Below are 22,633 nucleotides of genomic sequence, written 5' to 3' on the forward strand. Positions count from 1 at the left end.
TATCAGAATATGGTGCTGGTTTATTAGCGCTGAGTTTGTGGGGATCCCTCAGTGCAATGCAGGCTCCTGAGTTAGCGTTTCTTTTTTCGGCCCTGAACGGCTTTGAAACGCGGATTCGATTTACAAATCACATATAACCGGCCTTTGCGCTTCACGATCTGGCAATCGGGATGCCGTTGTTTCGCGCTTCTCAGTGAATTGACTACCTGCATGATCACTCCTTTTTATCTTTAAAAAACCGGCCAAAGCGTTGCTGAAAGCGGGCTGCGCTTCCTTCACTGGTAAAGGTTTTTTGTTTGCCGGTATAAAACGCGTGAGAGGCCGAGGAGACGTCGATGGTGACATACGGGTAAACCACGCCATCGCGCTCAATTTCACGATCGGTTTTAATGGTCGACCCCACCATAAAATATTCGTTGGCATTGGTATCGTGGAACACTACCGGGCGGTAGTGAGGATGAATATTCGCTTTCATAATCACCTTAATTGTTATGTTATAACATAATACAATCCTACGGCGTTATCCTTGTGGTTGCAAGCAATTCTCATCATCACGATTTGTCGCACAGTAAAGCGGGCCAGTTTAAGATTATGATTTAACGAGCCGGTTTCTGAATTTCCGGCAGCGTCAGGAATATCTGAGAAGGCACTCTCGCAAAAATGCCTGCCCCCGGTTAAGCTCGCCAGGCACATGAAATCAGCGTCTTTCGCAGCAACATGAAGGAATCCACGGTGGCAACAAAGCACATGGTCAGCCTGGTAATGGGCATTCTGGTTGTGGCGGTCTTGTTACCGATCCTGATGAGCATCTGGATTGCCCGCCATCAGGCTGAACAACGCTTCCATCAGGAGCTCTCTTCCTATACGCAACGTATTAATAAACTGGCGACCGTCGTGGTTGATGAAGCGAAAACGGCGCTCCAGGAGATTAACCACGTTGAAAGCCAGCGCTGCGACCTGCCCCATTTGCAGGCGATGCGCCGCGTGGCGTTTACGTACCGCTATATTCAGGAAGTGGTATTTCTGAAAGGTTTTCAGCCGCTCTGCTCCTCTCTGGAACAACAGAGCCGCACCTCGCCGTTTCCGGCCCCTGAAAAAACCAATGCAGAAGGATATAGCACCTGGTTTACGCCCAGTAACGATCTGGGCATCAATCATTACACCATCGCCATGCGCTATGGGGATCATATGGTGGTTATCGACCCGCGATCGTTTATCGATGTGATCCCTTTCGGCCCGTGGCCTATTGAGGCGGCGGTCATCGGTTTAACACGCAATCGCGTGATCGTCTCCAGCGCCCCCTTCCCTTCAGCCGTTTGGCAAACCATCCACGCGAAGGGATTAACCCAGTATGAAGATGCCAGTAACGCCTATTCCATTTATCGCAACACCCAGGCTAACTTCGCCGTAGTGGTTTGGGCTTCAAGCCATCCCGTGCAGGCGGCGAGCCGTCAGTTATTAATGCTGTGGTTGCCCGTAGGTATTCTGGTGAGTCTTTTTTTGGCCGTGCTGATGTTGCGCATCATGAAGAACCTGCAATCTCCCCGCTATCGGTTGCAGGAGGCGATCCATTCGCGGCAATTAACGGTGTGTTATCAGCCCATCGTGCGGTTGGACAACAGGAAGCTGGTTGGCGTGGAAGCGCTGGTTCGCTGGCCGCAGGCGGATGGCAGTGCTCTCACACCCGATATTTTCATCCCGCTAGCTGAACAAAATGGTCTCATAAGCGATATCACTCAGTTGGTTATCGAAAAAGTCTTTAGCGAACTGAGCGACAGATTGCGTCAACGGCCTGACTTTCATGTTTCGATCAACCTGGCCCCCGCCGATCTCACCAATGACCGGATCCTGTTGCTGCTGGCTGACTACTGCCAACGCGAGCAGGTTCGCCCGCAACAGATCGCCATAGAAATCACCGAACGCGGTTTCGCCGACCCAAAAATCACTGCGCCAGTTGTGAAACAGTTCCGCGCCGCCGGGCATCAGGTTTATATCGACGATTTTGGCACCGGCTACTCCAGCCTGAGCTATTTACAAAATCTGGACATTGATGTGCTGAAAATCGACAAAGCGTTTGTGGATTCGCTGGAGTACCACACCGTTGCGCCGCATATCATCAATATGGCGAAGCATCTGCACCTTGAACTGGTCGCTGAAGGGATTGAAACTGAAAAACAGGCCGAGTGGCTGAACGCGCACGGCGTACAGTACGGTCAGGGATGGTTATTCAGTAAGGCGCTTAGCGTGAAAGAGTTGTGGGCGTGGTGCCATAAAAACGGCTGAACGCAGGGTAACAAAGGCAGCACGGCAGTCCGCGCTGCCTGACTGCGGACGATTATTGATCCAGAATCGGCGAGAAGCCGCCGTAAATCATTCGTTTACCGTCAAAAGGCATTTCATTGCCAAATTCCTTCATTCGTGGATCTTCCATCATTTTTTTATTAGCGACATCGCGAGCGTCTTTTGACGGGTATTCAATCCAGCTAAAAACCACCTCTTCGTCATCCGTGGCTTTTACCGCCATCCGAAAATCCGTGAGCTGTCCGTCCGGGACGTCATCTGCCCAGCATTCAACGATGCGTAACGCGCCAAATTCTTTAAACAGCGGTGCCGCTTTTGCAGCCAACGCCTGATAAGCCGCTTTTTTATCGCGAGGGACTGCCACCACAAAACCATCAACATAGTTCATAACGCCTACCTCCACGTGACCAGACACATTGCCTGCGCTGAGAGTGCGTAGATAAGTGTAGCGGTTGGCCGCTTATCAGGGAGAAAAACAAAAAGACGAGCAGGCAGCTCGTCGTAACGTACCGTCCATGATACGGGAGGTGGAGAAACGCACCCACACGGCAAACCGATGTTCGCTTGCGGGGTTATTATTATGGGTATTCGTTAATCATTAAGCCTGGCGCGGGATTGGAAAACCCTTAACGGAAATAACAAAACAATCATCGTGTTTTTTTATTTTTGCACCTGCATCGCACCAGTCTGAGGCGATTTTAAAAAATTCATCACCCCCGATTTGCCAACCTAAACGCACATGTTTAACTAATCCCGAGCGTAAGAGTTCGCAGGCCTGAGAATAATTTTCTGCATTACAGATAGGTTCTTTGATCATTTTCTTTTCTTCAGCAGTTTGCGTAACGCTTTGATTTCTTTGTCTGTCAGCGCAGGCGTAACGTCTTCCTGGGTATGCTGACTGTCGATATCCTGCTCATCAACGTCAAGATTATCTTGTGCATCCAGCGCGTTAAGCAGCAGTTTTTCGGTGACGGAAGATAAGGTCTCGCTATTATCTTCAGCATAGTGACGAATACGTTCTTTTAATTCGCTATTAATTTTGACATTAAGAACTGCGGTGCTCATAGGAAATCCCTTACTCGAAAACTGAGTGACATCGTTTAATGATAAAGCGGCAGGGGGAAGCATCTTATTAGGTAGCAGAATAATGCAGAATTAATGTGACAAAAAAATGACGTATTTGTGACATTTAAATCACAAAATAAAAAAACGTGAAACGAAACGGATCGGGGCGTAATGAGGAACAAAGGTACCGGGGAGTCGCGGAGGAAAAATTCGGTAGCACAAATGGGTGGGGGCCCTGCCAGCTACATCCCGGCACACACGTCATCTGCTTTGGCTGCTTCCTTCCGGATCTGACCAGGTAAACAAAGTAGTGTTGCGGGAGAACCAACAGAGCCCCCATTGAGAGCGTTTTTCAACGCGCAGGGCATTATCATTGTTGTCCCGGTTAAATGCAAGCAAGCCGCAACCGGATGCCGGTTTCTTGCGCAATCACGCCTTTTCCAGGGGCCGAAGGTTGATTATGCTTAGGGCAAAGACCCGCGGAGCCAACATGGACAACCACGACAGTTTCCCACAACGCGTTTATCTTATCGTCGCTTCAATTCCCGAGGGGCACGTCACGACTTATGGCGATGTGGCGATGCTGGCTGGCTCGCCGCGTGCGGCCCGCCAGGTGGGCGGCGTATTAAAACGCTTACCGGAAGGCAGCCGTATTCCCTGGCATCGGGTGGTAAACCGCCACGGCGCGATTTCACTGACCGGACCGGATTTACAGCGTCAACGTCAGGCTTTGCTCAGCGAAGGCATTATGGTTTCGGGGGATGGGCATATTGATATGGCGCGCTACCGCTGGGATTATGACAGGCCATAAAAAACGCCTCTGAAGAGGCGTTATCGCAGGCTTAGTAGGTTGTCGGCGCGGGGACCGCGGACGATGGCGTTACCTGAGTCGGCGAGGTCGAGGGCACTGTCGTCGCCGCGCCGCCATGCTCAGACAGCGGGATCGCAGTTCCTTCAACCGGTACCAGCGTCAGATCGATTTTGGTCCCGCCCTGGTTAACAGCCGGTTTCACCGTATCGGTAACAAACATCAGTTTATCGTCCACGGTGATGGCGGCGCTCAGTAGAATACGCGCGTTTGGCTGGATTTGAGCCGGGTCAAACGGCAACACGAAGCTGAACGGCGGCTGTTTACCTTCAGTACGCACCGCTTTCTGAGCGATGACTTTGGACGGTGAATCGGCCACAGAGGCATCAGCCAGCGTAACGGTCAGCACCGAATGCGGCGGTAACGCCACTTTCTGGCGGATCCACACCGTACCGGAAACATTAGGTTGCTGAATTACAGGTTGAGCGTTAACAGCTGAGGCATTGGGGCTTGGCGCCGGGACGGCAATATCCGCGCTCTTTTGCTGTGCGCAACCTGCAAGAGCAACCGCAACCGCTAAACCACTTAACATGTGCACGAGTTTCATTAAAGTTCTCCTTATCTTCTATGCACCAGCGAAATGAAAGACCCGGTGGTCAGGCCTGACGCTCCACCAGAGTGAGTGGTTAAAACTCATCTAACGTGCTAAGCCTGGCACACTATGCCGGGAATCGCCTGAAAACGGGCCAGTATTCAGATAATTGAACCCCTCTGACCAGTTGCCAAACTGCGTTATACTCAGCGTTTAGGGTTGCGTATTCCGCATGTTATCAGCGTTTCAGGCCTGATACGGTACATCACCCATAAAGCATCACTGAATATTTATTCCCCGTTGAGGACCCTTTATGAGTCAGGCGCTTAGCAATTTACTGGCACTATTGAATCTGGAAAAAATTGAAGAAGGGCTGTTTCGCGGTCAGAGCGAAGATCTTGGGCTACGCCAGGTATTTGGCGGCCAGGTAGTCGGTCAGGCGTTATATGCGGCCAAAGAAACGGTGCCTTCCGAGCGGCTGGTTCACTCTTTTCACAGCTATTTTCTCCGCCCCGGCGACAGCCAAAAACCGATTATTTACGATGTCGAAGTGCTGCGTGACGGCAATAGCTTCAGCGCCCGCCGCGTTGCCGCCATTCAGAACGGCAAACCGATTTTTTATATGACGGCCTCGTTCCAGGCACCGGAAACGGGCTTTGAGCATCAAAAAACCATGCCCGCCGCACCGGGGCCGGAGAGTTTAAAATCGGAAACCGACATCGCCCGGGAGTTTGAAAACTTCCTGCCGCCCCAGGTACGGGAAAAATTCCTCTGCGACAAACCGCTGGAGATCCGACCGGTTGAGTTTCATAACCCACTAAAAGGCCATGTAGCGGAGCCGTCGCGTCTGGTATGGTTCCGGGCTAACGGCACCCTGCCCGCAGATTTGCGTGTGCATCAGTATCTACTGGGATACGCCTCTGATTTTAATTTCTTGCCGGTTGCACTCCAGCCGCATGGCGTCGGCTTCCTTGAGCCGGGTATGCAGGTGGCGACCATCGACCATTCCATGTGGTTCCATCGCCCTTTCGATCTTAACGACTGGTTGCTTTACAGCGTGGAAAGCACTTCGGCGTCCAGCGCGCGCGGCTTTGTGCGCGGCGAGTTTTACAATCAGGACGGCGTTCTTGTGGCCTCGACGGTGCAGGAAGGGGTAATGCGTAAGCGTAGCTAATCATGCCTAAAAAAATGGGCAGGTTCCTCACGGAGACCTGCCCATTTTTATTGTCTGAAAATTACGAGTTGTAGGCGTTCTCGCCGTGGCTGTTCACGTCCAGGCCTTCGCGTTCCTGATCTTCCGGTACGCGCAGGCCAACGGTCAGATCGGCCAGTTTATAGGCCACGAAGGCCACAACGCCGGACCATACCACCGTGACTGCGATGCTTTCGAGCTGCACCAGTACCTGGTGGCCCATGGTCACACCTTCTGCATAACCCACGCCGCCAAGAGAGGTTGAGGCAAAGATACCGGTCAGTATGCAACCTACGATGCCGCATACGCCGTGCACGCCGAACACATCGCAGGGGTCATCCACACGCAGCCAGCGTTTGAGCATGGTCACGCCCCACAGCCCTGCCAGACCCGCCGCGATACCGACGATTAACGCACCACCAACGCCGATGAAACCACAGGCTGGCGTAATGCCGACCAGTCCAGCAATCGCCCCTGAACACGCGCCCAGCAGCGAAGGTTTGCCGCGCACTGCCCACTCGCCAAACACCCAGGCCAGAATGGCCGCAGCGGTAGCCACCACGGTGTTTACAAACGCCAGGCCCGCGATTTCGTTGGCGGCGCTGGCGGAGCCCGCGTTAAAACCGAACCAGCCAAAGTACAGGATCGCCGTACCGGTAAATACCATCGGCAGGTTATGCGGTTTGAACGCTTCTTTGCCGAAGCCAACGCGTTTACCCACCAGATAGGCACCCACCAGGCCCGCCACTGCGGCGTTGATATGCACAACCGTACCGCCCGCGAAGTCCAGCGCGCCATGCGTACCCAGTAAACCACCGCCCCATACCATATGGGCTATCGGGACGTAAGAGAGCGTCAGCCACACCACCACGAAAATAACCACCGCGGAGAATCGGATACGTTCAGCAATAGCGCCGACGATCAGCCCCACGGTGATGCAGGCGAAAGAACCCTGGAACGCTACGTGAATGTACTGATAAAACGATCCCATCACGTCGGTGATAGCGATGCCTTTCAGCATGATCCAGTCGAAGTTGCCGAAGAAAGAGCCGCCGGTGCCGAACGCCAGGGAGTAGCCATAAACCACCCATAAGACGCAAACCAGCGCGAAAGAAACCGATACCTGTGTGAGCATCGACAATACGTTTTTAGAGCGGATCAGGCCGCCGTAAAACAACGCCAGACCCGGAATGGTCATAAAAAGTACCAGGGCGGTACAAATCATCATAAAGGCGTTATCGGCTTTATCGGCAACCGCCGGTGCGGCCATCGCCAGGCCAGGCAACAGCGCAAAAGCTGCAAGAGCCGATTTCATTGTGAATTTTTTCATCATTTTCAACCCTGTCAGGTTCGCCAGATTACAGTGCCGCTTCGTCGGCTTCGCCGGTACGAATACGAATGACGCGTTGCAGTTCTGCAACAAAGATTTTCCCGTCGCCGATTTTCCCCGTCCATGCAGACTTGCTGATCACCTCGATCACCTCTTCGAGCTGGTCATCCGCAATGGCGACATCAATTTTCACTTTCGGCAGAAAATTGACGCTGTATTCCGCGCCACGGTACAGCTCGGCATGCCCTTTCTGACGCCCAAAGCCTTTTACCTCAGTGACAGTAAGCCCCTGAATACCAATGGAAGAGAGCGCTTCACGCACGTCTTCAAGTTTGAATGGTTTGATTACCACGGTAACCAGTTTCATAAATCCCCTCCTGTCGAATTGGGTAACAGCCTGAGTGAGCACATATCCACTAAAGCAAGGGACGTGCCAGATTTATGAAAGCGAGGGAGAGCGGCATATAACGGGGGTTTTAACGGGAGGTAAGCAAAAATAAAAGTGTGACCGGGATTCAGAATGTTCTGTAATCAAAAAAAACGCACCATCCCAGTGCACGGTGCGTTACAGGTTTGCACCAGGGTCGTAAGCGAAAACCCAGGTGCGTTATTTTGGTGCGTCAGGCGCTTAACGTCTCTTCCTGCTCAGCGGCGGCCAGCTCTTCACCAGCCAGTTGCAGTTGATACATTTGCCAGTAACGCCCCTGTTCCGCCAGCAGTTGCTGATGGGTGCCGCGTTCCACCGCCAGGCCGCGATGCAGCACCAGAATGGTATCGGCATCCACAATGGTGGAGAGACGATGCGCGATAACCACCAGCGTGGTGTGCTCGCGGATGGCCGCCAATGCCTGCTGGATAGACTGCTCGGTCCCGGAGTCGATATTGGCCGTCGCTTCGTCAAGGATCAGGATTTGTGGCGTTTCGACGAGCACGCGCGCCAGCGCCAGTAGCTGCTTTTGCCCTACCGACAGGTTATTACCCTGTTCGCCAAGCCGGGTATATATGCCTTCGGGCATAGCGCGTGCCAGGTCAGCCAGTTGTACCGTTTCCAGCGCCTGCCATACCTGGGCTTCACTGATATCACGCCCCAGGGTGACGTTGGCGAAAAACGAGTCGGCCAGCACAACCGGATCCTGCTGAACCATGGCCACGCCTTTGCGTAATACGCTATGGCTGAGCGTAGACAGAGGACGGCCATCGAGGCGAATTTCTCCGCGCGTCAGCGGGTAATAGCCCATCAGCAGGTTCGCCAGGGTACTTTTACCGCTGCCAGTATGGCCGACCAGCGCGACAAAACTGCGCGGAGGGATATCCAGCGAGATGTCCTGCAACACCAGCCGGTCGCTGCGATAGGCAAACGAGACATCATCAATGGCAATGGCCCCGCTTTGCAGCGGACGCACATCGCTGCCGTAGGTCTGGCGCGGCCTGTCCATCAGTTCAAATACGCGCTCTCCCGCTACCACGGCCTGCTGAAGCATGGATTGCTGCGTGGTCAGTTCAATCAACGGTTCATTTAAGCGGCCCAGATAGCTAATAAACGCGTACAGCACCCCGACCTCGATCGTGCCCACCGAACTAAAGCCGAACAGCATCAGTAGCCCGCACAGCACCAGCGCTGAAAACAGACTCAGCAGCGGGCGCAACAGGAATCCATCAAGGCGCAGCGTTTGCATACGCGCCATATAGTGTGAACGGCTGGCTTCACCCATTCGCTCGCCGAAGCGCACCTGCTGGCGGAACTGTTGAATCACGCTCATGCCCATGATCACTTCGTTAAAGCCATCGTTGATATCCGCCAGGTAAGTACGCACCCGGCGCACAATCGGCGTGCTGAAGCGCTGGTAAATCACCATGACAATTAACACCGCCGGGAAGATCGCCATTGCGACCAGCGCCATACGCCAGTCGAGGCTAAACATCGCCACCAGCATCGCGCCAATCAGCGCTGCGCTGCGCAGCACCGTCGCGACCACGGTGACGTATAAATCACGGATCACTTCGGTATCGTTGGTCACTCGCGAAATAAGCTGCCCGACTGGCTGAACATCAAACTCGCTGAGCGGCTGGCGCAGCGCGGCATCCATAACATCGGAGCGAAGCTGCTGCACCACCCCGACGGCGGCCTGGTTGAACAATAACGATTGCCAGTAGTGCAGCCCTGCCGCCAGCAGTTGCAGCAGGATATAGGCAGCGGCAAGCCCGGCCACCAGCCCCAGCGGCAGACTGTTTTTCGCCACCATGTTGTCGATGAAATAGCTGATTAATGCCGGGCCGCTCACTTCCGCCGCAGCGGCAATCCACAGCATGACCACAGCCATTGAGAGCGGTTTACGCCACGGGCTGCCGTAGGCCAGCAGGCGTTTTAAGGTCGGCCACAGTTGAGCAGGCTTATCCATTCACGGCCTCCTCTTGTTCGGACTCATCGTCCAGCGCCGCTTCAATTTGCTGATAGCGATACATATCGCGATACCATCCAGGCTGCGCCGCCAGCGCATCGTGCTCACCGCGCTGGGCGATATGACCCTGTTGCAGCACCACAATTTCATCCGCCTCGGTGAGTGCCGACAGGCGGTGAGCGCTGATAATCACCGTTCGGCCCTCTCCCCAGTGATGCAGATTATGAAGGATTTGATGCTCGGTGCGTCCGTCGACCGCCGAGAGTGCGTCATCCAGGATCAGAATTTCGGCATTCAGCAGCAGCGCCCGGGCAATAGAGATTCGCTGTTTCTGCCCGCCGGACAGCATCACGCCCCGTTCGCCTACTTCGGTGTCATAGCCCTGGGGTAGACGCAGAATATCGTCATGCACGCAGGCGAGCTTCGCCACATACTCAATCTCCTGCTGAGTCGCGCCAGGATGGCCCAGAGCAATATTGCTTGCCACGCTGTCGGAGAATAAAAACGGCGTCTGGTTAACCACCGCCAGACGGCTGCGCCAGGAGTCGAGTTGCAGCGCGGTCAGGGGGAGATCGTGAAAACGGATTTCGCCCTGGCTAACATCAAAATGGCGTTGGATCAGCGACAGAACGGTGCTTTTCCCCGCGCCGGTCGGGCCGCAAATCCCCAGCATCTGGCCAGGCTTGAGCGTCAGGTTGATATGGTTAAGCGTTGGTTTTGACGCCTGCGGATAGCTGAATTCGCGGATCGCCACATTCAACACGCCCCGGCCTGCCGGTACTTCACTATCACCGTCATCCACCACGGGCGCTTCCGACAGCATGGCGCGAATACGGCTGTACGCCGCGCTTCCGCGCTCGACGATGTTGAACATCCAGGCCAGCGCCAGCATCGGCCAAATCATCAGGCCGAGATACATCATAAAGCTGGTGAGCTGCCCCAGGGTCAGCGAACCGTTGATCACCATCCAACTGCCGCCGCCGATGGCCAGCAGGTTCGCCATGCCAATCGCGATATAAATGGTCGGATCGAAGCGCGCGTCTACCCTTGCGACGCGTAAGTTTTTTTGCCCGGTGTCGCGGGCATCGTCGGCAAACAGCCCTGACTGGCGATCTTCAAGCCCGAAGGCTTTGATCATTCGGATACTGGTTAAGCTTTCCTGCGTGCGGTCATTGAGTGAAGAGAACGCCGCCTGCGCCGCTTTAAAGCGGCTATGGAGCTGGTCACCGTAACGCTTGATCACCAGCGCCATAACCGGCATCGGCAACAGCGCCATCAGCGTCAGTTGCCAACTGATTTGCGTACTCATCACGACCAGCACCACGCAACCCATTACCAGAGAATCCACCAGGGTCAACACCCCTTCCCCGGCGGCGAATACCACCCGGTCAACGTCGTTAGTGGCGCGCGCCATTAAGTCCCCGGTGCGGTGGCGCAGATAGAATTCCGGATGCTGGCGGCTCAACTGGCGATAAAAATCTTCGCGCAGCTCAACGGCCAGTTGATAGGATGCGCCAAACAGCAGTACGCGCCACACATAGCGCAGCAGATAGACAATCACCGCCACGGCCACCATCAGCCCCAGCCACTGAAATATCTGGCCGGCGGTGAAGTGGTTTTGGGTGACGCCATCCACAATTATGCCCACCACGCGCGGCGGGATCAGTTGCAGGATCGCGATGATAATCAGCAGGCACACCGCGCCGAGATAGCGTCGCCACTCCCGGGTGAAATACCAGCGTAATTGAGCAAATAATCGCACGTAATAATTTCCTGATTGGCTTGCTGTTCAGTCGATTGCAGGTGTTTGACGTGATGGTGGCGTTAACCGTCTAACGGCAAGGCAGTGGTATATTTTATCTGTTCCATGGCAAAACTGGAGGTGACATCCGATAAGCCGGGAACCCGGTTCACCAGGCGTTTGTAAAAATCATCGAAACGCTTCATATCCGCGACCTGAACGCGCATCAAATAATCGTATTCACCCGCCATCCGCCAGAAGCCGAGCACTTCGGGCATCTGTGAAACAACAGCGACAAACTGGCTATACCATTCGCTGCTGTGGTGCTGGGTTTTAATCAGCACAAACGCGGTAAGCCCCAAATTGAGCTTTTCCGGGTCGAGTAACGCCACCCGTCCCTGAATGATGCCGTCATCTTCCAGGCGCTTGAGGCGTTTCCAACAGGGCGTGGTTGTCAGATTAACGGCATCCGCCAGTGCCTGCAAAGAGAGCGTGCAGTCATTCTGCAACAGTGAAAGGAGTTTGCGGTCAATTTTATCTATCATTTGCGAGATACATAGAAAGAATTTCTCCTATTGCGCCAAACCAGGGGCAAAATAGCAACTCTTTTTCCCGGGCTTTGTTTTACGCTAGGCACAAATTGATAAATGGAAACACCTCATGACCAGTACCTGGGTAAACCACGCTATCAGCGAAATTAACGCCGACTATCAGCGTTCAGCCGACACACATTTAATTCGCCTTTCCCTGCCCGCGTTTCCGGGCATTCACCTCTATCTGAAAGACGAAAGCACCCACCCGACCGGCAGCCTGAAGCATCGTCTGGCGCGTTCGCTGTTTCTGTACGGATTGTGTAATGGCTGGATAAAAGAAGGCACGCCGATTATCGAGGCGTCCTCCGGTTCAACCGCGGTTTCGGAGGCGTACTTCGCCCGGCTACTGGGATTGCCATTTATCGCCGTCATGCCCGGCTGCACCGCGAAGCGTAAAGTGGAACAAATCGCCTTTTACGGCGGTCGCTGCCACTTTGTCGACAGCGCCTGTGAGATTTATGACGCCTCGGAGACGCTGGCGAAAGAGTTGAACGGCCATTATATGGATCAGTTTACCTATGCCGAGCGCGCCACCGACTGGCGCGGCAACAACAACATCGCCGACAGTATTTTCCGCCAGATGGCGAGCGAGCCTTATCCGGTACCCGATTACGTTGTGATGAGCGCCGGGACCGGCGGCACCTCCGCGACCATTGGCCGCTACCTGCGTTATCAGGGCCATGCCACGCAGCTAATGGTGGTTGATCCGCAAAACTCGGTGTTTTTTGATTACTGGCAGAGCCGCGACGCGACGCTGAAAAGCCACGTTGGCAGCAAAATTGAGGGGATTGGCCGCCCGCGCGTCGAGCCTTCTTTTATTCCGGCGGTGATTGACGAGATGCTGCGGGTTCCTGATGCGGCGAGCGTGGCGACTATCCACTGGCTGGAAACCATTCTGGGCCGCAAAGTCGGCGCATCCACGGGTACTAATGTCTGGGGCGCGCTTCGGCTGGCGGCCAGAATGCGCGATGAAGGGCGTAAAGGGTCAATTGTCACTCTTCTGTGCGACAGCGGTGAACGCTATCTGGAGACTTACTATAACCCGCAATGGGTCGAGCAGAATATTGGCGATTTAACGCCCTGGCAGGCAGAGATTAACCGTCTGATGGCATAAAAAAAGCCGGGGGATACCCGGCTTGCTGGAATGGCCTCGTCATTCGGGGGAATAAGTCAGGTTTGGAAAGTCCAGCCAATGAGTCAAATAGTGTGAAACAGCCTGGCTGTTGCAATGGCCGATAACCGGCAAATGCGGCAGCGCGGCTTTTAACTGCGCCATGGCGTTACCCATGATAAAGCCGTAACCCACGGCTTCGAGCATTTCGCGATCGTTCATGGCATCGCCAAACGCCATGCAATCCTGTAAACCGTAGCCGAGGTGCTGGCTTAACACCGCCAGCGCCGCGCCTTTGTTGCACCCCACCGGCAGGACTTCCAGACAGTGATGTGCTGAAAAACAGAGATGCGCTTTATCGCCCAGGGCTTCATTGAGCTGAATACGCAGACGGCATAAATCGTCATGCTCACCGCAAAAGCAAATTTTGGTGACCCGATGCGCCGGGATGCGTTTTACATCGCAAACCTGATAGCGAAAACCGGTAAACAGGTGGGCATTGAGTAACTCGGGTAAATCGTTTTGCGTAAACCAGCCGTCATCGTTAAACACGTGCATTGAGGATTCAGTATCCCAGTGGCTATGGATCACGATTTCCGCCACTTCCGGTGCGAGATCGGCGTGATGCAATAACTCCCCTTCATAGGTGTGAATTCGGGTGCCATTGCCGGTGATCAAAAACGCATCGAGGGAAAGATCGGTGAGCAGGTGGCGCATTTCCAGGGCATGACGCCCGGTGGCAAAAGCCAGGGTAATGTTGCGCTCACGCAGGCGATTCAGGGTATTCAGGGTTTGTTCGCCCAGCAAATGGTCCGGCATCAGCAGGGTGCCGTCCATATCAAATGCAGCCAGTCGCGCCATGGTTGTTCGCTCTCACAGAATCCAGTACAGCCTGAAGTATCGCCTGGCATATGCGGAACAAATAGTGAATACTTTCCAAAATTTGTTCCGGATTTACTATGCGACTCGTTAATCGACTGAATCAGTTTCAACGTCTTTGGCAGCCTTCGGCAGGTGAACCCCAGCAGGTGACCGTAGCGGAGCTGGCTGAACGCTGTTTTTGCAGTGAACGGCATATTCGCACCCTGTTGCGCCAGCTGGCATCGGCAGGATGGCTGCGCTGGCAGGCTCAGGCTGGGCGCGGAAAGCGCGGTGATTTAACCTTTCTGGTAACGCCTGAGCAGGTGCGCGCCGGGATGATGGAACAGGTGCTCAATCGCGGCCAGCATAAAAATGCGCTGGAACTGGCACAACTTGCCCCCGATCAGTTACGTCATTTACTGCAGCCTTTCCTGGGCGGCCAGTGGCAAAACGATACCCCAACGCTGCGTATTCCCTACTACCGCTCTCTGGAGCCGTTAACGCCTGGTTTTTTACCGGGCCGCGCCGAACAACATCTGGCGGGCCAAATCTATTCTGGCCTGACGCGTTTCGATGATGACGGTGAATTTCCGGTTGGTGACTTAGCGCACCACTGGCGCATTTCGCCGGACGGGTTGTGCTGGGATTTCTACCTGCGTTCCACGCTGCACTGGCACAGCGGCAAGCCGGTGGAAACACAGCAGTTGCAGCGTGCTTTTCAATCGTTGCTGGCAGATAGTGAAATCGCCCGGCTGTTCGCCAGCGTAGCGCAAATCGAGCGGGTTCATGCCCAGTGCCTGCGCATTACGCTACATCGCCCGGATTACTGGCTGGCACACCGCCTGGCGTTATATTGCAGCCGGCTGGCCCACCCCGATGAACCGGATATCGGCTGCGGGCCTTTTCGCCTTGTGCGTTTTGAAGCGGACCTGGTTCGGCTGGAAAGCCACGAATTCTGGCATCTCAGCCATCCTTTACTGAAAGCGGTAGAATTCTGGATCACGCCGCAGTTGTTCGATCAGGAGATGGGCAATAGCTGCCGCCACCCGGTGCAGATCGCCATTGGCCAGCAGGATGAGCTGGTACATTTGAGGCCAGTCAGCAACAGCATCAGCCTCGGGTTTTGCTATCTGGCGTTGCGCCAGGAAGGGCAATTATCGCTGGCGCAATCCCGTTACCTCATTGACCTTATCCATCACAGCGGCATGCTGGATACGCTGCCGCTGGATGAAGGGCTAATTACCCCCAGCAGCGAAATGCTGCCCGGCTGGCGGCTTCCCGAATGGCCTTCTGATGAAACGGCGCTGCCCGCTTCGCTAACCCTGGTGTATCACCTGCCGGTAGAACTACACGCCATGGCGGAACAACTTAAGCGTTATCTGGCGGAAAAAGGCTGCGAACTAACGGTGCATTTTCATCCGGCAAAGACCTGGCACGGCTGCCCGCTACTGGGTGAAGCCGATTTAATTATGGGCGACCGGTTAATTGGTGAATCTCCGGCCTTTACGCTGGAGCAATGGTTACGCTGCGATAAACTTTGGCCGCATGTGCTTACCGCGCGCCAGTTCGCCCATTTGCAGGGGACGCTTGACGCGGTGCAACATCAACCGGATGAAACCCAGCGCCGGGAAGGGATGCGCGAGGTTTATACCACGCTGATGGAGGATGCCGTTATCACACCGCTTTTCAATTATCGCTATCAGGTCAGCGCGCCGCCGGGCGTCAACGGCATTCACCTAAATACCCGGGGCTGGTTCGATTTTACCCGCGCCTGGCTACCGCCGCCGGGCACGTTGTGAAGAAGCTGGTGGTGCCAAGCCAACGGCGCTACCCTATGCGCCATCTTTACAAGCGAACAAAAGGTTGACGATGAAACGTGCCGTTGTGGTTTTTAGCGGTGGACAAGACTCCACCACCTGCCTGATTCAGGCGCTGCATCACTATGATGAGGTGCATTGCGTCACATTCGACTACGGACAACGCCACCGCGCTGAAATCGAGATCGCGCAGCAACTGGCCGTCAAACTGGGTGCCCGTGCGCATAAAACCCTCGACGTCGGCCTGCTCAATGAACTGGCGGTAAGCAGCCTGACCCGCGACAGCATTCCGGTGCCGGATTACGATCCTCAAGCCAGCGGCATCCCCAGCACTTTTGTGCCCGGTCGCAATATTTTGTTTCTGACCCTCACGGCAATTTATGCCTATCAGGTTCAGGCGGAAGCGATTATCACCGGCGTCTGCGAAACCGATTTTTCCGGCTATCCCGATTGCCGCGATGAATTCGTTAAAGCGCTTCACCAGGCGGTAAATTTAGGTATGGCGAGCAATATCCGTTTTGAAACGCCGCTGATGTGGCTGAATAAAGCCGAGACCTGGGCGCTGGCGGACCATTGGGGCAAGCTGGATCTGGTGCGCCACGAAACCCTGACCTGCTATAACGGCATTAAAGGTGACGGGTGCGGCGAGTGTGCGGCCTGTCATTTGCGCGCTAAGGGGCTGAACCAGTATTTTGCGGATAAGGTGGGCGTGATGGCCCAGATGAAACGTAAAACCGGTCTTAACTGATAATAAGGGCGGGACCCCGCCCTTTATGATTATGCTTTACCAACCATCGCCTCCAGGCGAGCCCGGAGTTCCCCGTCCAGCGGCAATGCCTTCTGGGTATTCAAATCGATACAGACAAAGGTGATTTGCGCGTCCGCCACCACCTGCCCTTCCGGCTCAAGGGTGATCACCTGGCTCAAAATGCCGCTTTTGCCATTTAACTGCTGCACCTGACTGGTGACGTTAAGTAAATCCCCCAGTACTGCCGGTCGCCGATAGTTGATGTTGATATTCACCACCACAAAAGCGATACGGTTAGCCGTCATCCACTGAAAGCCTTCCTCCTGTTCCAACCCGTCCCAGCGCGCTTCTTCAAGAAATTCGAGATAACGCGCATTATTAACGTGTTGATAGACATCCAGGTGGTAACCGCGAACTTTAATGTGTGTCTGCATAACGCAAGGGCCCTTGTTATCACCGCGTTCATTCCGATTCGGAAGCGAAAATACCGCGGTTCATTTTATGAGAGTAAGAGGTCACACTACTGGTATGACCTCCTTATCCTGGCAAAGATTTTCAACTCTGCAAGGTCCCTGCCCTGACGATTACAGTTTTATGCGCGCCAGGTTACGCTCCACCAGCGCATTTCCCATGCCGGGTACCTGTTTAAGATCCTCGACGCTTTTAAAAGGACCATTCTCATCCCGGTAATTAACGATGGCCTGCGCTTTTTTCATTCCTACGCCATTGAGCGCTGAGGCCAGTTCGTCCGCACTGGCATTGTTAATACTCACGGTACGTTCTTCACTTTCATCCGGTTTAGTGGCTTTCTCTTTGACCTGCGCTGACGCTGCGTTCTCCGTCTTTGCCGCCGTTGCTTCAGCCTTCGTCGTTGACTGCGCCGCCAGTGCTGGATAGCTGGTGATACCGCACGCGATAACCATTGCCAGACAGAATGCTTTAACACCTTGTTTCATGCTGTTTTCTCCTTGTTTGTTGACAGCCACGCCACCTTATCGGGCCGGGAGAAACACCACAAACCGCGAATATCAGAAATGGAAAAGGCCGCGAAAGCGGCCTTTGATGTTTGCAGAAAATTGCAATTTTGTGCGAGACGTCTCGATTATTGCTGCTGCTCGACGATATCGCCCATTTTGATTTTGGCTTCTTTGCGCAGATTGGTCATCAGCGCGTCGAAAGCAATTTGTGCATTGTTTTGGGTAATGCCCTGGGTCATCGCTTTCTTCTGCTCTTCCGGCAGGGTGCCGCTACGCACTTCGTCAAGGGACACCAGCACGACGTTGCCCTGCATATCGTTAGCGACGCCGTAAGATGGTTTATCCTTAGACGGCAACGGCAGCGCGAACGCAGCTTGCGAAATTGGATCCTGGCCGGTACGGCTTAAGGTTTTTTCCGCACCAAAGCTCAAACCCGCGGCTTTCAGCGCTTCGTCGCCTTTACCTGCTTTCAGTTCGTTAATCAGCTTATCGGCATCCAGTTTCGCCTGCTGTTCCGCTTTCTGATTCTTGATATCGGCAACCACCTGGTTACGTACGTCTGCCAGCGGTTTAACCGCTTCCGCTTTGTGCTCGGTAACACGCAGTACAAACGCACGATCGCCTTCCACGGTGATGATGTCGGAGTTACTGCCCGGCGTGCCGTTTTCGCCGACCAGTCCACCGTTGAAGATCGCGTCAGCAACCGGTTTGAAGTTCAGATCTTCCGGCAGGGAATCGCGGCTAAACCAGCCGGTTTCCACCGCTTTCACGCCGGCAACCTGCTCTGCGCCCGCCAGGGATTCGTTATCGTTACTTGCCGCGTCGCTCACTTTTTGTTGCAGAGCGAAGAACGCCGTGACGCCTTTTTCCTGTTTCACTTTTTCAGCAATAGCATCACGCACTTCTGCCAGCGGCTTCACCTGCGCCGGTTGAACATCAGTCAGACGCGCAATCAGGAAACCTACCGAAGATTTGATTACGCCAGAAGTCTGGCCTTTCTCTTTCAGCCCTGCGTTTTTCAGCTCTTCCGGCGTCGTCGCGTCTTCCAGCCAGCCCATATCACCGCCGTGACGGGCAGAAATAATGTCGGAGGACTTTTCTTTCGCGAGGGTAGCAAAATCAGAACCGGCATTCAGCGCATCCAGAACGGCTTTTGCTTCATCTTCCGTTTTGGTCTGAATGATGCTGTAGCGGTTACGCTGCGGTTGACCGTACTGATCCTGATGCTCGTCATACCAGGCCTGAATTTCCGCATCGCTGACGCTTTCATTCATGGCGGCGGCATCCAGCTTGATGTAACTGACGCGGAATTGTTCCGGGGCGATAAAACGGTTTTTATTCTGCTCGTAGAAGCCGGTGACTTCATCGTCAGTGACCGTTTGTTTGGCGGCCAGCGCGGCGACGTCAATCGTGGCTTCACGTACTACACGCTGCTGGGCAACCAGCGCTGCCAGCTCATCCGTCTCATTCGCCAGCATAAAATCGGTGCCGACGATGGCATTGATCAGCTGCTGGGTCATCAACTGGTTACGCAACGACTGGGCATACTGGTCCGGCGTCATGCCAATATTGTTGATAACCGCGGTATAGCGGGCGTTATCAAACTTCCCGTTGCTCTGGAAAGCGGGCTCTTTGAAGATCGCCTGTTTGATTTGTTCGTCGCTGATGCCAAGGCCCAGCTTTTTAGCGTATTGATCGAGCAACGCTTCATCAATCATGCGTGACAGCACCTGCTGGCGCATAGCTTTCATGTAGTTTTCATTGGCAGCCAGTTCTGAAAATTGCTCGCCAAGCTGCTGTTGCTGACGATTACGCTCGCTGGCAACGGCATTTTCAAACTGGGCGCGGCCAATTTCCTGGCCATTCACTTTCGCGGCGTAATTATTGTTACCGCCAATCAGGTAACCACTCACGCCGGTCAAAATGAACGACACGATAATGATACCGAAAATAATCTTGAGTACGACGCTGTTAGCAGCCGTACGTAAGTTGTCCATCATGGTGTAACAACGCTCCGCTGTAGGTGACAGTAAATGCCGCTGGCGCTCACCCAAAGGTGCCGCTTCGCGCAAAGGCGTATTGTGACAAGAAACCGGGGCGGTTGTCAGCCCACAGGACTAAAAAGTCCCCCCAGATAATAAAAAAGGCACATCTCGCGATGCGCCCTTTGCCCTTTACCATCGAAACCGTAGAGGGAAAAATCAGTTTACCGCGTCTTTCAGTGCCTTGCCTGCACGGAAACCCGGTACTTTTGCTGCCGCTATGGTGATCTCTTTGCCAGTTTGCGGGTTGCGGCCAGTACGGGCAGCGCGCTCGCGGACAGAGAAAGTACCAAAGCCAACTAACGCCACGTCATCCCCAGATTGCAGAGATTCGGTAACAGAGCCAATCAGAGCATCTAACGCACGTCCAGCCGCGGCTTTAGAAATATCAGCACCGGCGGCAATTTTGTCTATCAGTTGAGATTTATTCACGCTTCTCTTCCTCTCATTATTATTTATATCGCCCCTGAATCCTTCATGGGGCGACCGCGCAGCAGTTATATCAGGCCTGTCATGCCCTTACAACAGCATTAGTTGATGACACAATCAGTCAGCCATCTAAATTAGCGATACAAAAAAAAGCTGGCAAGCACCAAATGGCTTACCAGCTCTGATTTTATCTATGCAGTATGCGTTAGGTCACTATTTTGCCGTGACAACCTGCATTCCCGAGGGTTCATTCTGCAATGCCAGGGTCAATACCTCTTCGATACGTTTCACCGGATGGATATCCAGATCGGCGATAACGTTGTCTGGGATCTCTTCCAGGTCACGTTTATTTTCGTAAGGAATTAACACCGTTTTAATACCGCCACGGTGTGCGGCCAGCAACTTTTCCTTCAGACCGCCGATCGGCAGAACCTGTCCACGCAACGTGATTTCGCCGGTCATGGCGACATCGGCCCGCACCGGGTTGCCTGTCAGGCAGGAAACCAGCGCGGTGCACATCGCGATACCTGCGCTCGGGCCGTCTTTCGGGGTCGCCCCTTCCGGTACGTGAACGTGGATGTCGCGTTTTTCATAAAAATCAGCATTAATACCCAATTTTTCCGCGCGCGCACGCACCACGGTCAGCGCTGCCTGAATGGATTCCTGCATCACTTCACCCAGCGAGCCGGTATAGGTCAGTTTGCCTTTACCCGGTACGCAGGCGGTTTCGATGGTCAGCAGATCGCCGCCCACTTCGGTCCAGGCCAGGCCGGTCACCTGACCAACGCGGTTTTCGTTGTCCGCACGGCCATAGTCGAAGCGCTGAACGCCGAGGAAATCTTTCAGATTATCGCCGTTAATCTCGATGTGCTTCAGCGCTTTCTCAAGCAGTAACTGTTTAACCGCTTTACGGCACAGTTTCGAAATTTCACGCTCCAGCCCACGTACGCCAGCCTCACGGGTGTAGTAACGAATGATGCCGATAATCGCGCTGTCATCCACCGTGATTTCGCCTTTTTTCAGGGCGTTGCGTTCAATCTGCTTCGGCAACAGGTGACGTTTGGCGATGTTCAGTTTTTCATCTTCGGTATAACCCGACAGGCGAATCACTTCCATACGGTCCAGCAGCGGCGCAGGAATGTTCATGGAGTTCGAGGTCGCCACGAACATCACGTCGCTGAGATCGTAGTCCACTTCCAGATAGTGATCGTTAAACGCCACGTTCTGTTCCGGATCCAGCACCTCAAGCAGCGCTGATGCCGGATCGCCACGCATATCCGACGACATTTTGTCGATCTCATCCAGCAGGAACAGCGGGTTTCTGACGCCCACTTTTGCCATCTTCTGGATCAGTTTGCCCGGCATAGAACCGATGTAGGTACGGCGGTGACCGCGGATCTCCGCTTCATCGCGTACCCCGCCCAGCGCCATACGCACGTATTTACGACCGGTCGCGCGCGCAATGGACTGCCCCAGCGAGGTCTTACCCACCCCCGGCGGTCCCACCAGGCACAGGATCGGGCCTTTGATTTTGTTAACGCGGCTCTGCACCGCAAGGTATTCAAGGATGCGGTCTTTCACTCGGCCTAAGCCATAGTGATCGGTATCAAGGATTTCCTGGGCTTGGCGCAGGTCTTTTTTCACTTTGCTGCGCGCGTTCCACGGAACCTGCACCATCCACTCGATGTAGCTGCGCACCACGGTGGCTTCCGCCGACATCGGTGACATCATTTTCAGCTTCATTAACTCGGCGTCAGCTTTCTCTTTCGCCTCTTTCGGCATTTTGGCCGCGTCGATTTTGCGTTTTAACGCTTCGTTTTCATCTGGCGCATCGTCCATTTCGCCCAGTTCTTTCTGGATGGCTTTCATTTGCTCATTCAGATAGTACTCGCGCTGGCTCTTTTCCATCTGCTTTTTAACGCGGTTGCGAATGCGTTTCTCAACCTGTAGCAGATCGATTTCCGACTCCATCATCGCCATCAGATATTCGAGGCGTTCGTTGATGTCGGACATCTCCAGCACCGATTGTTTATCGGCCAGTTTCAGCGGCATATGCGCGCCGATGGTGTCAGCCAGACGTGCAGGATCGTCGATGCTGTTCAGCGACGTCAGCACTTCAGGCGGGATTTTTTTGTTGAGTTTGATGTAGCCTTCAAACTGGCTGATGGCCGTGCGGACCAGCACTTCCTGCTCGCGTTCGTCAATGGCCGGCGATTCCAGATATTCAGCCCGTGCAGAGAAGTGTTCGCCATCGTCAGAGAGCGCGGTAATGCGCGCGCGCTGTAAACCTTCAACCAGTACTTTTACCGTGCCGTCCGGCAGTTTCAGCATCTGTAAAATCGACGCTACGGTTCCCACGGTAAACAAATCATTCACACCCGGCTCATCCGTCGACGCTTCTTTCTGTGCAACCAGCATGACTTTTTTGTCATGATCCATTGCGGCTTCCAGGCAGCGGATAGATTTCTCCCGTCCCACGAACAAAGGGATAACCATGTGCGGATAAACCACCACGTCGCGCAACGGCAACACGGGGATTTCAATGCGTTCAGAACGCTCAGGATTCATAGAGCTCTCTCTTAGTTTAGTTTCCGCCAGGCGATGGGGCGCACGTGAAATTCACGGCA

At 54.2% G+C, this 22,633-nt stretch carries 23 protein-coding genes and 1 other RNA gene; 6 read left to right on the forward strand and 18 right to left on the reverse strand.

Going from position 1 to position 22,633, the window contains the following annotated elements; all coding sequences use genetic code 11:
- Nucleotides 1-71 precede the first annotated feature (71 nt).
- Both ykgO and RT120_RS19930 read right to left on the reverse strand, forming a co-directional pair.
- A complete protein-coding gene (gene ykgO, locus RT120_RS19925; protein ID WP_312985371.1) occupies nucleotides 72-212 on the reverse strand; it encodes a type B 50S ribosomal protein L36 in 141 nt (46 codons plus the stop codon).
- A gap of 2 nt (nucleotides 213-214) precedes the next feature.
- Nucleotides 215-475, reverse strand: a complete 261-nt coding sequence (locus RT120_RS19930; protein WP_312985373.1) for a type B 50S ribosomal protein L31 — start codon at nucleotides 473-475, stop codon at nucleotides 215-217.
- A gap of 257 nt (nucleotides 476-732) precedes the next feature.
- Here RT120_RS19930 and RT120_RS19935 point away from each other — a divergent pair, with 257 nt between their 5' ends.
- On the forward strand, nucleotides 733-2,283 hold the full coding sequence (locus RT120_RS19935) for an EAL domain-containing protein (RefSeq protein ID WP_312985375.1): 1,551 nt from the start codon (nucleotides 733-735) through the stop codon (nucleotides 2,281-2,283).
- 52 nt (nucleotides 2,284-2,335) lie between these two features.
- Here the strand turns inward: RT120_RS19935 and RT120_RS19940 are convergent, their stop codons facing one another.
- The 4 genes from RT120_RS19940 to ffs all read right to left on the reverse strand — a co-directional run bounded on the left by RT120_RS19940 (nucleotide 2,336) and on the right by ffs (nucleotide 3,696).
- Nucleotides 2,336-2,689: a DUF1428 family protein gene (locus RT120_RS19940; protein WP_312985377.1), complete on the reverse strand. Its 354-nt coding sequence runs from the start codon at nucleotides 2,687-2,689 to the stop codon at nucleotides 2,336-2,338.
- A gap of 210 nt (nucleotides 2,690-2,899) precedes the next feature.
- Entirely contained in the window at nucleotides 2,900-3,118 is a 219-nt protein-coding gene (locus RT120_RS19945) for a hypothetical protein (RefSeq protein WP_312985379.1), read from the reverse strand.
- Nucleotides 3,115-3,366: a hypothetical protein gene (locus RT120_RS19950; RefSeq protein ID WP_312985381.1), complete on the reverse strand. Its 252-nt coding sequence runs from the start codon at nucleotides 3,364-3,366 to the stop codon at nucleotides 3,115-3,117. Before RT120_RS19950 ends, RT120_RS19945 begins: the two co-directional genes overlap by 4 nt.
- Before the next feature lie 233 nt (nucleotides 3,367-3,599).
- Nucleotides 3,600-3,696: signal recognition particle sRNA small type (gene ffs, locus RT120_RS19955), an RNA gene on the reverse strand.
- A 160-nt stretch (nucleotides 3,697-3,856) separates the two neighbouring features.
- On the opposite strand from ffs, the gene RT120_RS19960 reads away from it, so the two are divergent.
- Entirely contained in the window at nucleotides 3,857-4,177 is a 321-nt protein-coding gene (locus RT120_RS19960; RefSeq protein ID WP_312985383.1) for an MGMT family protein, read from the forward strand.
- Nucleotides 4,178-4,208: 31 nt separating this feature from the next.
- Here the strand turns inward: RT120_RS19960 and RT120_RS19965 are convergent, their stop codons facing one another.
- Nucleotides 4,209-4,781: a YbaY family lipoprotein gene (locus RT120_RS19965; protein WP_312985385.1), complete on the reverse strand. Its 573-nt coding sequence runs from the start codon at nucleotides 4,779-4,781 to the stop codon at nucleotides 4,209-4,211.
- 298 nt (nucleotides 4,782-5,079) lie between these two features.
- Here RT120_RS19965 and tesB point away from each other — a divergent pair, with 298 nt between their 5' ends.
- Nucleotides 5,080-5,940 carry an acyl-CoA thioesterase II gene (gene tesB, locus RT120_RS19970; protein WP_312985387.1) on the forward strand — a complete coding sequence of 287 codons (861 nt, stop codon included), beginning with the start codon at nucleotides 5,080-5,082 and terminating at the stop codon, nucleotides 5,938-5,940.
- Between the two features lie 61 nt (nucleotides 5,941-6,001).
- Here tesB and amtB read toward each other — a convergent pair whose 3' ends face one another.
- The 5 genes from amtB to RT120_RS19995 all read right to left on the reverse strand — a co-directional run bounded on the left by amtB (nucleotide 6,002) and on the right by RT120_RS19995 (nucleotide 11,973).
- Entirely contained in the window at nucleotides 6,002-7,288 is a 1,287-nt protein-coding gene (gene amtB / locus RT120_RS19975) for an ammonium transporter AmtB (protein WP_312985465.1), read from the reverse strand.
- A gap of 28 nt (nucleotides 7,289-7,316) precedes the next feature.
- Entirely contained in the window at nucleotides 7,317-7,655 is a 339-nt protein-coding gene (gene glnK / locus RT120_RS19980) for a P-II family nitrogen regulator (protein WP_312985389.1), read from the reverse strand.
- Nucleotides 7,656-7,908: 253 nt separating this feature from the next.
- A complete protein-coding gene (locus RT120_RS19985) occupies nucleotides 7,909-9,687 on the reverse strand; it encodes a SmdB family multidrug efflux ABC transporter permease/ATP-binding protein (protein ID WP_312985391.1) in 1,779 nt (592 codons plus the stop codon).
- Entirely contained in the window at nucleotides 9,680-11,449 is a 1,770-nt protein-coding gene (locus RT120_RS19990) for a SmdA family multidrug ABC transporter permease/ATP-binding protein (RefSeq protein ID WP_312985393.1), read from the reverse strand. The genes RT120_RS19985 and RT120_RS19990 overlap by 8 nt, the downstream gene beginning before the upstream one ends.
- A 62-nt stretch (nucleotides 11,450-11,511) precedes the next feature.
- The gene (locus RT120_RS19995; RefSeq protein WP_312985395.1) at nucleotides 11,512-11,973 is read right to left on the reverse strand and encodes an Lrp/AsnC family transcriptional regulator; all 462 of its coding nucleotides are present in this window, start codon (nucleotides 11,971-11,973) and stop codon (nucleotides 11,512-11,514) included.
- Between the two features lie 115 nt (nucleotides 11,974-12,088).
- On the opposite strand from RT120_RS19995, the gene RT120_RS20000 reads away from it, so the two are divergent.
- Nucleotides 12,089-13,135 (forward strand): PLP-dependent cysteine synthase family protein, encoded by a 1,047-nt coding sequence (locus tag RT120_RS20000; RefSeq protein WP_312985397.1) that lies wholly within the window; start codon nucleotides 12,089-12,091, stop codon nucleotides 13,133-13,135.
- Between the two features lie 39 nt (nucleotides 13,136-13,174).
- On the opposite strand, the gene cof is transcribed toward RT120_RS20000, so the two are convergent.
- Nucleotides 13,175-13,993 carry an HMP-PP phosphatase gene (gene cof / locus RT120_RS20005; protein WP_312985399.1) on the reverse strand — a complete coding sequence of 273 codons (819 nt, stop codon included), beginning with the start codon at nucleotides 13,991-13,993 and terminating at the stop codon, nucleotides 13,175-13,177.
- Between the two features lie 98 nt (nucleotides 13,994-14,091).
- Between cof and RT120_RS20010 the strand changes: the two genes are divergently transcribed.
- Together RT120_RS20010 and queC are read left to right on the forward strand one after the other, a co-directional pair.
- Entirely contained in the window at nucleotides 14,092-15,792 is a 1,701-nt protein-coding gene (locus tag RT120_RS20010) for an SgrR family transcriptional regulator (RefSeq protein WP_312985401.1), read from the forward strand.
- Nucleotides 15,793-15,862: 70 nt separating this feature from the next.
- Nucleotides 15,863-16,558 carry a 7-cyano-7-deazaguanine synthase QueC gene (queC, locus tag RT120_RS20015; protein ID WP_312985403.1) on the forward strand — a complete coding sequence of 232 codons (696 nt, stop codon included), beginning with the start codon at nucleotides 15,863-15,865 and terminating at the stop codon, nucleotides 16,556-16,558.
- A 29-nt stretch (nucleotides 16,559-16,587) separates the two neighbouring features.
- Here the strand turns inward: queC and RT120_RS20020 are convergent, their stop codons facing one another.
- From RT120_RS20020 to lon, 5 genes are all read right to left on the reverse strand, one after another.
- The gene (locus tag RT120_RS20020; RefSeq protein WP_312985406.1) at nucleotides 16,588-16,992 is read right to left on the reverse strand and encodes a YbgC/FadM family acyl-CoA thioesterase; all 405 of its coding nucleotides are present in this window, start codon (nucleotides 16,990-16,992) and stop codon (nucleotides 16,588-16,590) included.
- A 150-nt stretch (nucleotides 16,993-17,142) separates the two neighbouring features.
- Nucleotides 17,143-17,514 carry a helix-hairpin-helix domain-containing protein gene (locus RT120_RS20025; protein WP_312985408.1) on the reverse strand — a complete coding sequence of 124 codons (372 nt, stop codon included), beginning with the start codon at nucleotides 17,512-17,514 and terminating at the stop codon, nucleotides 17,143-17,145.
- A 146-nt stretch (nucleotides 17,515-17,660) separates the two neighbouring features.
- A complete protein-coding gene (gene ppiD, locus RT120_RS20030) occupies nucleotides 17,661-19,535 on the reverse strand; it encodes a peptidylprolyl isomerase (protein ID WP_312985410.1) in 1,875 nt (624 codons plus the stop codon).
- 201 nt (nucleotides 19,536-19,736) lie between these two features.
- Nucleotides 19,737-20,009 carry a nucleoid-associated protein HU-beta gene (gene hupB / locus RT120_RS20035; RefSeq protein ID WP_312985413.1) on the reverse strand — a complete coding sequence of 91 codons (273 nt, stop codon included), beginning with the start codon at nucleotides 20,007-20,009 and terminating at the stop codon, nucleotides 19,737-19,739.
- Between the two features lie 210 nt (nucleotides 20,010-20,219).
- Nucleotides 20,220-22,574, reverse strand: coding sequence for an endopeptidase La (lon, locus tag RT120_RS20040; protein WP_312985415.1), 2,355 nt, complete (start codon nucleotides 22,572-22,574; stop codon nucleotides 20,220-20,222).
- Nucleotides 22,575-22,633 lie beyond the last annotated feature (59 nt).

The sequence above is a fragment of the Atlantibacter sp. genome, from assembly GCF_032062175.1.
Taxonomy (GTDB): Bacteria; Pseudomonadota; Gammaproteobacteria; order Enterobacterales; family Enterobacteriaceae; genus Atlantibacter.

Bases quoted from the DNA above. Each gene is read 5' to 3' on its own strand.
- ykgO (WP_312985371.1), bottom strand. From the start codon at position 212: ATGCAGGTAGTCAATTCACTGAGAAGCGCGAAACAACGGCATCCCGAT.
- RT120_RS19930 (WP_312985373.1), bottom strand. From the start codon at position 475: ATGAAAGCGAATATTCATCCTCACTACCGCCCGGTAGTGTTCCACGAT.
- RT120_RS19940 (WP_312985377.1), bottom strand. From the start codon at position 2,689: ATGAACTATGTTGATGGTTTTGTGGTGGCAGTCCCTCGCGATAAAAAA.
- RT120_RS19945 (WP_312985379.1), bottom strand. From the start codon at position 3,118: ATGATCAAAGAACCTATCTGTAATGCAGAAAATTATTCTCAGGCCTGC.
- RT120_RS19950 (WP_312985381.1), bottom strand. From the start codon at position 3,366: ATGAGCACCGCAGTTCTTAATGTCAAAATTAATAGCGAATTAAAAGAA.
- RT120_RS19960 (WP_312985383.1), top strand. From the start codon at position 3,857: ATGGACAACCACGACAGTTTCCCACAACGCGTTTATCTTATCGTCGCT.
- RT120_RS19965 (WP_312985385.1), bottom strand. From the start codon at position 4,781: ATGAAACTCGTGCACATGTTAAGTGGTTTAGCGGTTGCGGTTGCTCTT.
- tesB (WP_312985387.1), top strand. From the start codon at position 5,080: ATGAGTCAGGCGCTTAGCAATTTACTGGCACTATTGAATCTGGAAAAA.
- amtB (WP_312985465.1), bottom strand. From the start codon at position 7,288: ATGAAAAAATTCACAATGAAATCGGCTCTTGCAGCTTTTGCGCTGTTG.
- glnK (WP_312985389.1), bottom strand. From the start codon at position 7,655: ATGAAACTGGTTACCGTGGTAATCAAACCATTCAAACTTGAAGACGTG.
- RT120_RS19985 (WP_312985391.1), bottom strand. From the start codon at position 9,687: ATGGATAAGCCTGCTCAACTGTGGCCGACCTTAAAACGCCTGCTGGCC.
- RT120_RS19995 (WP_312985395.1), bottom strand. From the start codon at position 11,973: ATGATAGATAAAATTGACCGCAAACTCCTTTCACTGTTGCAGAATGAC.
- RT120_RS20000 (WP_312985397.1), top strand. From the start codon at position 12,089: ATGACCAGTACCTGGGTAAACCACGCTATCAGCGAAATTAACGCCGAC.
- cof (WP_312985399.1), bottom strand. From the start codon at position 13,993: ATGGCGCGACTGGCTGCATTTGATATGGACGGCACCCTGCTGATGCCG.
- RT120_RS20010 (WP_312985401.1), top strand. From the start codon at position 14,092: ATGCGACTCGTTAATCGACTGAATCAGTTTCAACGTCTTTGGCAGCCT.
- queC (WP_312985403.1), top strand. From the start codon at position 15,863: ATGAAACGTGCCGTTGTGGTTTTTAGCGGTGGACAAGACTCCACCACC.
- RT120_RS20020 (WP_312985406.1), bottom strand. From the start codon at position 16,992: ATGCAGACACACATTAAAGTTCGCGGTTACCACCTGGATGTCTATCAA.
- RT120_RS20025 (WP_312985408.1), bottom strand. From the start codon at position 17,514: ATGAAACAAGGTGTTAAAGCATTCTGTCTGGCAATGGTTATCGCGTGC.
- ppiD (WP_312985410.1), bottom strand. From the start codon at position 19,535: ATGATGGACAACTTACGTACGGCTGCTAACAGCGTCGTACTCAAGATT.
- lon (WP_312985415.1), bottom strand. From the start codon at position 22,574: ATGAATCCTGAGCGTTCTGAACGCATTGAAATCCCCGTGTTGCCGTTG.